The organism is Pontibacter sp. JAM-7, assembly GCF_048548695.2.
Lineage (GTDB): Bacteria > Pseudomonadota > Gammaproteobacteria > Pseudomonadales > Balneatricaceae > Neptuniibacter.
On sequence record NZ_JBLYIF020000010.1, the window covers coordinates 1 to 1583 of the forward strand.

At 48.8% G+C, this 1583-nt stretch carries 2 protein-coding genes; both read right to left on the minus strand.

From position 1 onward, the window contains the following. Positions 1 to 375: 375 nt before the first annotated feature. Positions 376 to 822, minus strand: a complete 447-nt coding sequence (locus ACFVYJ_RS12720) for a hypothetical protein (protein ID WP_419415788.1) — start codon at positions 820 to 822, stop codon at positions 376 to 378. A 194-nt stretch (positions 823 to 1016) separates the two neighbouring features. Continuing rightward, positions 1017 to 1583, minus strand: a 567-nt coding sequence (locus ACFVYJ_RS12725) for a hypothetical protein (RefSeq protein ID WP_463255363.1), incomplete at its 5' end; no start/stop codon positions are given.

Here is a 1583-nt window from a genome sequence, read left to right on the forward strand (position 1 = left end):
ATAGGGGTTCATGTACCCAAGCAATACATGAACAACGCCTGTTTTTATAGGTTCCAAGCTGTTCTGATAGGGCAGGGTAGTGTAGCCCGTGAAATCGCCATGCCTTTACTAGAGCATATATACGCTTAGGGACTGGTATAATTGAGGTTACGTTTTTTGCATGTTCTGTTGCCGTAGTTAAGTCAGCATCGGGCGCTCAAATTTATCGGGAACCGTAAATTTTAAGGCAAGGGAATAATCGCGTTGTGTACGTTTAGCTCTTCATTGCATAACACTTTCCAATTGAGTGTTTGAAAAGTGGTAACGTTATTTAGGATGGGACAAGGGAATAAAAAGGGCTGAATTATTCAGCCCTTTTATGTTTGCGACCGTAATTTACAGATCGCTCGCCAAGCTGGTAACCGTTGGTAGCGTGTCGCCAACGAGATCGGTTGCGGTGCCGACTAAGCCGTCAGCCAGAGAGAGATCCAGTGGTAGGTTGCCGACAGTGCTATCTACAAGTCCGCTATCAATAACTGAAAGATCCAGGGGAAGGTCAGCGGTCAAACCGCCGACTAAGCCAGTAACGGTATCAATTACGTCTGTTACCAGCGCTAGGTCCAGAGGCAAGTCGCCTATTAGGCCAGTAGGTGTGCTTACCAAACTCTCTACTGATGACAGGTCAAGAGGTAGGTCGTTGGTTAGGCCTGCGGACAATTCAGAAGGATCGCCTGCTAGTCCGTCTACGATTGATAGGTCTACAGGTACATCAGTCAGGGCGCTGGCTGATCCTGTTGCAATCATGGAGGAGAGGGCGAGCATTTTTAAGTAAGGTTTTTTCATTTTGTTGTTAACCTTTATGTTTTTATGAGGGATTTGGTGGTTTTTTTAATCAATAATCTAATTATTTAGATTTGTTAACGGGCTTCTTCTAGGGGCTGTTGTTGAATTTGTCGGAGTTATCCCTCATTAAAATTTTTTGTCGAAAAAAAAGTGGCTCATGTGAGCCACTTAAAGCGAAGTACTTAAGGTTTGGTTTACAGGCTACCAAGTAAACCTGTAGCGGTACCCAGGGAACCACCAACCAAGTCGGTTGCAGTACCTGCACCATCGGTGAGCCCAGTAGCAGTGCCAATAATTCCATCAACTAGGGACAGGTCGACAGGCAGCGCACCTAACGGCAGGGAATCAGTCAGTCCTTCGGATAAGCCGGTTACGGGTGATAGAGTTTCAGTTGCATCAGGGATAATTGTCAGCTCCCCGTCTCCCAGCATTCCATCTTCAGCCAGTAGGCTGTCAACTGAGCCTAGGGTATCGCCTAGCAGTGTCGCTGCGTTATCAGTCAGGTCGCCAACCAGATTAGTAGTGCTATTAAGGGTTTCACCTGCAAGACCTGTGGCAGTGTCAGCGATGCCGCCGACCAGTGGCAGGTCACCCACGAGTCCGGTCGCTGTGCCCAGAGGATCACCCGTAATTCCATCAACGGCGCTCAACGGGTCGCCAACGATGCCGGTTGCGTCACCGACCAGGTCACCTACAACAGGCAGGCCGCCTACGACACCTGTAGCGGTATCTACTACACCGCCGACCAGTGGCAGGTCACC

Bases quoted from the DNA above. Each gene is read 5' to 3' on its own strand.
- ACFVYJ_RS12720 (WP_419415788.1), bottom strand. From the start codon at position 822: ATGAAAAAACCTTACTTAAAAATGCTCGCCCTCTCCTCCATGATTGCA.